Genomic DNA, 9050 nt, shown 5'->3' on the forward strand with positions numbered 1-9050 from the left:
GATTTTACGGAGAAAAAAATGGGTAGGAAAAAAGTTACTGTCGTCGGAGCTGGGAATGTAGGAGCTACTACCGCTCAACGATTATTCGAGCGTGGGTATATGGATGTTGTTCTAGTAGATGTCGTTGAAGACATGCCGCAAGGAAAAGCTTTAGATATAGCAGAATCTGGTCCAGTCTTAGGAGTCGACTCAAGCATTACAGGCTCCAATGGGTATGCAGAATCTGCAGGTTCAGACGTCGTAGTGATAACCGCTGGGATTGCACGAAAACCGGGTATGAGCAGGGATGACCTTCTCTTCACCAATATGAAGATTATTGGTTCAGTAGTCAGTGAAGTAGTAAAGCTATCGCCTGAGGCTATATTGATCATTGTTTCAAATCCTTTAGACGCAATGGTTCAACATGCATTTTCTTTGGCAGGGTTTCCAAAAAACCGAGTTGTGGGCATGGCTGGGGTCTTAGACACCGCACGCTTTCGTACATTCCTTGCACAGGAATTGAATATTTCAGTAAAAGATATTCAAGCTTATGTATTAGGTGGGCACGGCGATCAAATGGTACCTCTTACTCAATACACCACGGTGGGGGGAGTGCCAATTGGTGATCTTTTAAGCCCAGAATCGCTCGAAAGAATAATTAAGCGAACGCAAGGTGGAGGAGGAGAGATAGTTGCCCTCTTAAAAACAGGAAGCGCCTTCTACGCACCTTCCGCGGCTGTTGCAGAGATGGTAGATGCAATACTTCTTGACCAAAAGCGCCAACTGCCATGTGCCGCACTCCTAGAAGGAGAATACGGGATTAATGGTATCTATATGGGAGTTCCAGTTGTATTAGGTGCCAATGGCGTTGAAAAAGTAATTGAACTTGGTCTTACCTCAGAAGAGCAGTCTTTGCTAAATAATTCGGCTGAGGCGGTCCGAGAACTAGTTGATGTAATGGCCAATGCGCCTGAAAATTAAAATATAAGAATCACCGCCTGTCCCTCTAGGGAGCATTTATGTCTGACCGAATCATCCCTCTTCACGTTTCTGAAGAATTCAACGAAGAGGATTCCTTAGCATTCACTGATGTCATAGTGGTGCTATACCTTGAGGGACTTCCGTTTCATACTCATGAAACGGAAGATTATTATGAGTCAGGTCCTTTAACAGAAGCCGTTATCGGTTCATTTGCCTTGGGCTGTGCAGTCGGAATAGATTTTCAAAAAAAAATCCCCTTAGTCTTGCAGCAAACACATCCAAATGAAATCGAATATATCATTGCCAATTGCACTTCTGCTTTAGATGAACAAATCAAGCATGCAAAAGATACGATGCAAGTTTTGGAACCTGAAGATTTTGTAGATGAGCTCCTTAAGGCGCTTGAGGACTCTGAGAATATTGACACTGAAACAGCGCAAAATGCCATTAGCATGAGCTTTGAATATGGACTCATCATGGCACATTCACACAGATCAGCCGCCTTGGTGCTTAGAAACGCGTTTGATAGATCTCAGGCTGAAGCACTCAAAGATTTCGAAGAAGAAAACGATGATGAATTACCACCTGGGCCTGATCCTTATCAGACTCTTCAAAGCCTAGGAGCTGAGATAATGGAAGCCTACGAATCGGATATCGGCTTCAGCCAAATAGATTAAGTTCGAATACTTGCTTTTTCTAGCACAGATTTTGTACTAACAATATGCTGTGACAGTCCTAATTCTTTAGAAGAATAGCCCATAGCCAACCCCACCATCTGAGGCAAGTGCAAAATAGGCATTGAAATTTTTTCTTTCATTTGTGAGGCTGCTTTTGGCTGCTGCCCGTCTAAATTAAGGTGGCATAGTGGGCATGGGGTAACCATTGCATCTGCTCCATGCTCGTGCGCACTTGTAGTATGGTTCGCCACCATTTGCATCGAATTTTTTTCATTTATCAGCATAATGGGAAACCCGCAGCATTTTGTGCGCCCTGGGAAATTTACGGGCTCTGCGCCACAAGCTTCAATAATTTGCTCTAAATAATGCTCTCTACCTGGATTTTCATTAAAACCTAAAGCCCAAGATGGTCGAAGTATGTAGCAACCATAGAAAGGAGCAACTTTCAAAGCTGGTAATGGATTGGTTACCATGCTTTTTAATTTATCTATTCCGATTTCTTCCACTATCACCCAGGCAAGATGCTTAATTACCACTCTGCCAGTGTACTCAAGGCCTTCTGGTTCAAGCTCTTTATTAATCTCGGATAAATATTCTGGATCGTCCAGGAGCCGGTAATTAGCTTGTGCCATAACTCCCTGGCATGTCGAGCAGATATTCAAAATAGTGGTCAGTCCCATTCGCTCAGCCATAGCAAAAGTCCGGGCGTTTAACGTGTCACCAAGTTTCAATCCTTTTTCTTGGAGGACACCTGCTCCAGTACACGACGCACCAACAATTTCTTCTAGCTCTATACCTAATTTATCCGCAATAGCCATTGTCGATGTATATAGCTCAGGTGCACCACCTTTTGATACACAGCCTGGGTAGAAGGCATACTTCATTGTAGTTCCTTATCCTCTTTTATTAATCCTTAGCATTACTAATACGTTCAAAGATTCTTTTTATGTTTTTATTACCAGGCACCTTATGATGAAATGGTGCTGGCAAAGGAAATTTTCCTCTACGCAATACGCGAAATGCCAGAGGTAGGTTTCCAACTAATTTAGGAAGGTTAAACTTTCCCCAAGAATCCACAGCGAGCATAGTTTCATCAAGCCACCCAGAGTTCGATACCGAGTGTTCAAAAGATTTAACATGGCGTGCGCCGGGGGTATTTGTAACGCCAGACTCCATCAAAGAGTCTCTCATTTGCATGATACGATCCATTGGTGCTACACCCTTAGGGCAAACCTCGACACACATATAGCATCTAGTGCAGTCCCATACACCACCAGCTGAATTCATTTTGCCCAGTCTATGATCTGTTTTATCGTCTCTAGGATCAGCAACAAAACGATAAGTTTTAGCTAACGCTGCAGGTCCGATAAAGCTCTTGTCAACTTCTAGAGCAGTACAATCGGAGACACAAGCACCACACATAATGCATCCCATAGGAGTTAACAAATTTAGCATTGACTCATTTGAAGCAATAAATTCCTCTTCAGGAACAACATCAGGCTGTAAATAAGGCTCAATGTCGCGCACCTTGTCCCAAAAAAGTTTCAAATCAACAACCAAATCTTTCACAACGTTCTGGTTGCCCATTGGTTCTATTTTGACTTCACCACCATCTTCTACCACACTGGCTAAACGGGTGTTACACGCGAGCCTAGCCTGATCGTCAACTCTCATCGCACAAGAGCCACAAATAGCAGCTCTACAAGAGCATCGGAGCGCCAAACTAGGGTCAACTTCTTCCCTAATTTTGACCAAGGTATCTAACACGGTAAAGTGATTAGGAACTTCTACTTCGTAGTCCTGAAAAGTTATCTCTGCTGATTTTTCAGGGTCGTAGCGCTGGACTTTGACCTTTGCTTGCATTGAATGTTTCCTTCTAACTAAAAATAATTAAAACTAATAAACCCTTGCTTGTGGTTCCCAGCGAGTCATTGTGACAGGCAAAGTACCTACTTCAAGAGTCCCATTTACGAGTCGAGCAGTCGTATGCTTCAACCATTCTTCGTCATTTCTGTCAGGTATATCTTTACGGAAATGAGCGCCACGACTTTCTTTCCTCAATAAGCCAGATGCAGCAATAGTTTCAGCCACATCTAGCATGTAACCAAGTTCGGTATGAAATATTAAGTCGGTATTGTATATGCTACCTTTATGATGAATTGGAAGAGTTGAATAGCGTTCCTTGATTGCGCGAATTTCTGCAAGTGCTGATTGCATACCTTCTTCATTTCTAAAAACCGCTAAATGCTCGTTCATGGTCTGTCCCATTTCGAGGCGCATAGCGGCAGTCATGAGCCCATTATCTTTTCTATCGGCAACTTCTTTCATTCTTTTTTTTGCATCTTTTAAGTGCGATTCTGAGACTTTAAAATCAGAAATACTGCGTGCATATTCAGTTGCCACTTCACCTGCGCGCTTTCCAAAAACAACGGTTTCCAGAAGGGAATTAGCACCAAGCCGATTACCACCATGCACGCTAACACAAGCAGTCTCTCCGGCTGCAAAGAGGCCAGTAGGCCCTCCCCATCCTGCTGTTCCTGTAACATCCCAGGCCCTAGTGTCGACGTCGGTCTTGATCCCACCCATGATGTAATGTTGCCCCGGTCGAATAGGCACTGGCTCATTAATAACATCTACACCAGCATAATCACGTGCAACCTCATGAATGTAACCCAGTTTTGTAAGAATGGCTTCTCTCCCTAGATGGCGGATATCAAGAAAGACACATCCGTCTACTCCTCTACCTTCTTCAATCTCTGTCGCTTCTGAGCGAGAGACCACATCTCTAGACGCCAGTTCTTTCATTTTGGGAGCATAGTGCTCCATAAAACGCTCACCTTTAGAGTTCAATAAATAGGCTCCCTCACCTCTCGCGGCCTCCGAAAGTAGGACTCCGTTTCCAGCAAGAGTTGTAGGGTGGTATTGAATCATTTCCATATCCAGCAAAGTTGCGCCTGCTCTGTATGCAAGAGCAAGTCCATCGCCTGTGCAAATAAGGGCATTCGTACTTGGCTCAAAAGCTCGCCCTACCCCTCCAGCAGCGATAATTACAGCCTTAGCAGTGATCGCACGCGTCTCTCCAGAAAGCATTTCGATCGCAATAACTCCACGACACTGTCCATCTTCAATGATAAGTTCAGTTACAAACCATTCTTCATATGAACTTACACCTGCTTTGATAATTTGCTCATACATAACATGGAGAATAGCTTGGCCTGTTATGTCAGCAACGAAGAATGTTCGAGCGCTACTTGCTCCGCCAAATGCACGTGTACCTAAACGACCCTCTTCATCTCGGCTGAAAATTACACCCATATGTTCCAAAGATATGATTTCAGCAGGAGCCTCAATGCACATGTACTCAATTGCATCCTGATCGCCGAGGTAATCTGAACCTTTTACAGTATCAAACACGTGCGAATCAACCGAATCATCAGTACCTCGTAGAGCAGCATTAATTCCACCTTGAGCAGCATTCGAATGGCTCCGAACAGGGTGTACTTTACTAATCATCGCTACATTGGCGCCGGCACGGTGAGCAGAAATTGCTGCACGCATTCCAGCAAGGCCCGCTCCTAAAACTAGGACATCATGGTCAGCCATAAACTTATATTCACCTGATTGAAAATATGAACTTGCACCTAAAACGAATATAGCAGAGGGGGATTACTCACACAACGATTTTCTTCAAATTTAGTCGTCATGCAGGGTAAAACTCTGCCCACTATCCTTACAGTCTAACCTAACAAATTAAAAAATAATCTTATTTATTTATTAAATATTTATTGCATTTTTAGCCATTTCTCCACGGAAGATTGGTTGGCATCAATCCAAGCTGTGTTTAACCTGATGCTTTCCAATGTTTGCTCAATTGTCCTCGCAGCTGACGGAGCTGGATTTACTTGGAAAAATTCTCGGACCTCATCCTCTTTATCAGAGGATGAAAAATTAGACCCAATTGATACTAGCCTCATTATGGCAAAGCCGCCTTTACCATACCTCCGGTCAAATTCTTTCCAATTAGCTTTGAGAAAGTCCCAAGCTATTTCGAGCCCGTGTGCGTGGTTAGCTAATTGTATGATCACTCCAGGGGCGTCTTGTGAGCGCACCTCATCACCCATTGTTCTATTCAGAAGATCATTGATTAATTGAGGGTCTCGAACGCGTGTTAGAGCACTCAGGATCCTTACTTTTTCTTCATTCAGGTCGGCTTTTTTATACAGATTCCATAATTCGTCATATGTATCGGGATTAGATTCTTGGGCAGCAAGTCCAAAAACTACTCCTCGGATATCTGGTCGAGCAATTTTTGTAGCTGCAGCATGTTCCTTGAAACTCTGTACTGCAAAATCTATCGTCGATTGATCCCCATAAGCACCATATTGACCAATAACAACACTCCTTAACAAGGATTTAAGATGGGTTTCGTTTTCGTCGGCTTCCCAACCAGTTTTTGATACTATTTTGCCGAAAATTTTTCGTGCGAACTCGCGATAGTCTGGGAGGAATGGAGCACTACCAAGCAATCCTTCAAGGCCTTTAAGGTTAGAAGCAAGGTCGCCCCAGACAATAGCGTCATCCTCATCAATAAATGAATTAGCCAGCGTAAGGAAAATTGTGCCTGGCAGATGACCAGATCGTGCAAGAGCATATGCATCATTTTGTAAACCAAGGCGATCGACTGCCGGCAAAGCCTTATCGCGAATTGCACTGCTCAATGCTATCCATTCATCTTCTGCATAAGCAACGCGATAAAATCCCGTTTGACCTGAATTCAATTTAACCCAGGATGTACTTTCACCTATCTCCAAAGAATCAGACGCTTCTGCAAAGGTAGAACTGTAAGTATTTCCTGATCCAGTAATTACAGAGGTATGAATTGGCCATAAGTCATGTTGTGAAGTTTTGTCGATAAGGTAGTCATACAAGAATCTTTGTTGTGAAAATTCAACAGCCGTTTTTTGATCTTCCCTTCCTATGTGTACTCTCAGAACCGGATATCCAATTTTTTTAATCCAAGCCTCCATAAGATCAATCACGGAGATAGGGAAATTTAAATTACTTTGATTAGCTGCATCATTAATTGCATGCCATAAATCTCTACCTTGGGCATTTGAATAGGCATGGTCAGTCAAATATATATTTAATCCTTTTTTGAATGTCTCAGGGCCAACATAATTTTCCAACATCCGGAGTACAGAGCCGCCCTTGCTATAACTAATAGCATCGAAAAGTTCACGAATTTCGGCCGGATCATCTACATTTGCCTCAATAGAGTGTGAATTCCTCAAACCATCAAGGCTCAATGCGGCGTTTGTGTCATGCGACACAAATTGCGTCCACATTTGCCATTCAGGGTAAAGATGGTTAACAGTCTTGTCTCCCATCCATGAAGCAAACGACTCGTTAAGCCACAGGTCATCCCACCATTCCATAGTTACCAGGTCACCAAACCACATATGTGCCATTTCGTGAGCTACAACTTCCAATACTCTTTGCTTAATCTGGGCAGCAGAATTTTCAGGGTCATATAGCAGGGCAGTTTCCCTGTAAGTTATTGCACCCCAGTTTTCCATTGCGCCTGCAGCAAAATCTGGGATAGCAATGTGGTCCATTTTGGGTAAAGGGTAATCAATACCAAAATATTCATTCATATAACTAAGCGCATTGATGCTGTTCTCTAAAGCAAACTGCCCTAAATGCTCTTTACCCTTAGTAGCCCAAACGCGAATGAGTGTTCCGCCCACGGCATGTCCCTCAACGCATGCTAAATCACCAACCACAAAGGCCAATAAGTACGTTGACATGAGAGGAGTTGCTTCAAAACTTACAGCTTTCTTTCCGTTAGCAACCATGACTTCTTCAATTACTGGCATGTTTGAAATCGCCTGTAATTGGTTTGGTACAACTAATGTAATTTCAAATATTGCCTTGACCGACGGTTCATCCCAACATGGAATAGCACGCCTAGCGTCAGTAGCTTCAAATTGCGTGGTTGCCATGAAATGCTCTGCACCTTCAGCATCCAAATATCGGCTCCGGTAGAAGCCTCTTAGCTGATCGTTTAAATAGCCTGAAAATTTGAGATGGAGCGTATGATTTCCTACCTCCAATTGCGAGGGCAAAATTATAGACACGCGTTCCCGGTTTTGATCAAAAATTATATCAGTCGCTTTCGCAGTGCCTCCTTGCTTATCAGTAATTACTGCAGAAGCAATTTGAAGTTCAATCGCATTTAAAACGATTGTGTCAGTCTCTTCATTTACAACGATGCCGATATCCGCCGAACCATCAAATGTAAATTTCTCGAGATTAGGTTCCAAAGTAACCTGGTACCTTAACGGGCGAACGTTTTCGGGAAGACGGAAATCTGATTTTTGTGCCATTTTGTCCTCTTATCAGGGATTGTTATCGGATCTATAGGTGAGTGGTACCCCCGGAGGGACTCGAACCCTCGCCACCGGCTCCGGAGGCCGGTGCTCTATCCGCTGAGCTACGGGGGCATACGCTTAATTATATTCCAGTACCTGCCATCTGCGATATCAATAATATATTTTCAAATGTCACAGAAATTGAATAAATATCACGGGTAAAGCATTGACACTATAAACAACGTGTTAATATGATCACAACGGTTTTGTTACGAACACGATCGTGGTTGACCGATAATCTAATTATTAGTACGGCCACGTGATGATACGAAAGGGGGTTCGATGAACCGCTTCTTCAGCTCTAAGGGTATTGCCCTAATAGTACTTGTGACGATTTTATCTATGTTGGTGGCATGTAGTGGATCTGATGGGTCCGCTGGTCCTGCCGGCCCTGCCGGTAAGGATGGTGCTGCTGGTGCTGCCGGTGCAGCTGGTCCTGCTGGTCCTGCTGGTCCTGCTGGTGCTGCCGGTCCTGCTGGTGCTGCCGGTAAGGATGGTGCAGATGGTAAGGCTGGACTTCCTGGTGCCCCAGGTTCACCTGGTGCGGCCGGAGACACCACACACAGCAACATCTCAGTTAGCCCTAACAACGTCGCAGACAATGTAGCCATCTCAGCGACTGCTACTTTAACCGGATTTGGTTCTGGTGAAACTGTTGATGTCACCCTAGTGTTCGGTGACGGAACAAGTGTCGCATGGGGTAGTGGGACAGCAAGCGCAGGCGGTATTGCGACTGTTGCACTAGCTCACGATGGACTTGCTGCAGGTACCTATGCTGTTCACGCTACCGGTAGTAACGGTGGTAAAGCAAGTGCCGCTCTAACTGTTAAGTAATAGTAAAAGAGCATATTTAAAAAGCCCCGGAAAATCCGGGGCTTTTTAGTTCGTCTCACAATATTATTTTTTAAGCCATTACAAAAACCTAAATACCACTGAGTTCGTATTCCTCTCTTCCACTTGAATAGCCTTTGAATGATGCTGG

General features: G+C 43.9%; 7 protein-coding genes and 1 tRNA gene. 3 read left to right on the plus strand and 5 right to left on the minus strand.

Annotation, left to right across the window (positions count from 1 at the left end):
- Positions 1 to 18 precede the first annotated feature (18 nt).
- Together mdh and MK127_05550 are read left to right on the plus strand one after the other, a co-directional pair.
- Positions 19 to 960 (plus strand): malate dehydrogenase, encoded by a 942-nt coding sequence (gene mdh, locus MK127_05545; GenBank protein ID MCH2532255.1) that lies wholly within the window; start codon positions 19 to 21, stop codon positions 958 to 960.
- Positions 961 to 998: 38 nt separating this feature from the next.
- Complete coding sequence (locus tag MK127_05550) at positions 999 to 1637, plus strand: hypothetical protein (protein MCH2532256.1); 639 nt, start codon at positions 999 to 1001, stop codon at positions 1635 to 1637.
- Here the strand turns inward: MK127_05550 and MK127_05555 are convergent.
- The 5 genes from MK127_05555 to MK127_05575 all read right to left on the minus strand — a co-directional run bounded on the left by MK127_05555 (position 1634) and on the right by MK127_05575 (position 8140).
- On the minus strand, positions 1634 to 2521 hold the full coding sequence (locus MK127_05555; GenBank protein ID MCH2532257.1) for a CoB--CoM heterodisulfide reductase iron-sulfur subunit B family protein: 888 nt from the start codon (positions 2519 to 2521) through the stop codon (positions 1634 to 1636). The genes MK127_05550 and MK127_05555 overlap by 4 nt on opposite strands.
- Before the next feature lie 22 nt (positions 2522 to 2543).
- Positions 2544 to 3500: a succinate dehydrogenase iron-sulfur subunit gene (gene sdhB / locus MK127_05560; GenBank protein MCH2532258.1), complete on the minus strand. Its 957-nt coding sequence runs from the start codon at positions 3498 to 3500 to the stop codon at positions 2544 to 2546.
- Between the two features lie 33 nt (positions 3501 to 3533).
- The gene (locus MK127_05565; protein ID MCH2532259.1) at positions 3534 to 5240 is read right to left on the minus strand and encodes an FAD-binding protein; all 1707 of its coding nucleotides are present in this window, start codon (positions 5238 to 5240) and stop codon (positions 3534 to 3536) included.
- 179 nt (positions 5241 to 5419) lie between these two features.
- Entirely contained in the window at positions 5420 to 8023 is a 2604-nt protein-coding gene (locus MK127_05570; GenBank protein MCH2532260.1) for a M1 family metallopeptidase, read from the minus strand.
- 42 nt (positions 8024 to 8065) lie between these two features.
- Positions 8066 to 8140 (minus strand) — tRNA-Arg (locus MK127_05575).
- A gap of 210 nt (positions 8141 to 8350) precedes the next feature.
- Here MK127_05575 and MK127_05580 point away from each other — a divergent pair.
- Positions 8351 to 8902: a hypothetical protein gene (locus tag MK127_05580; protein ID MCH2532261.1), complete on the plus strand. Its 552-nt coding sequence runs from the start codon at positions 8351 to 8353 to the stop codon at positions 8900 to 8902.
- The last annotated feature ends 148 nt before the right edge of the window (positions 8903 to 9050 follow it).

This window comes from Dehalococcoidia bacterium (genome assembly GCA_022449765.1).
GTDB lineage: Bacteria > Chloroflexota > Dehalococcoidia > Lucifugimonadales > Australimonadaceae > UBA2963.

What these genes read in the sequence shown, in the direction of transcription:
- MK127_05565 (MCH2532259.1), bottom strand. Translation starts at nt 5,240, where the DNA reads ATGGCTGACCATGATGTCCTAGTTTTAGGAGCGGGCCTTGCTGGAATG.
- MK127_05555 (MCH2532257.1), bottom strand. Translation starts at nt 2,521, where the DNA reads ATGAAGTATGCCTTCTACCCAGGCTGTGTATCAAAAGGTGGTGCACCT.
- MK127_05550 (MCH2532256.1), top strand. Translation starts at nt 999, where the DNA reads ATGTCTGACCGAATCATCCCTCTTCACGTTTCTGAAGAATTCAACGAA.
- MK127_05570 (MCH2532260.1), bottom strand. Translation starts at nt 8,023, where the DNA reads ATGGCACAAAAATCAGATTTCCGTCTTCCCGAAAACGTTCGCCCGTTA.
- mdh (MCH2532255.1), top strand. Translation starts at nt 19, where the DNA reads ATGGGTAGGAAAAAAGTTACTGTCGTCGGAGCTGGGAATGTAGGAGCT.
- MK127_05580 (MCH2532261.1), top strand. Translation starts at nt 8,351, where the DNA reads ATGAACCGCTTCTTCAGCTCTAAGGGTATTGCCCTAATAGTACTTGTG.
- sdhB (MCH2532258.1), bottom strand. Translation starts at nt 3,500, where the DNA reads ATGCAAGCAAAGGTCAAAGTCCAGCGCTACGACCCTGAAAAATCAGCA.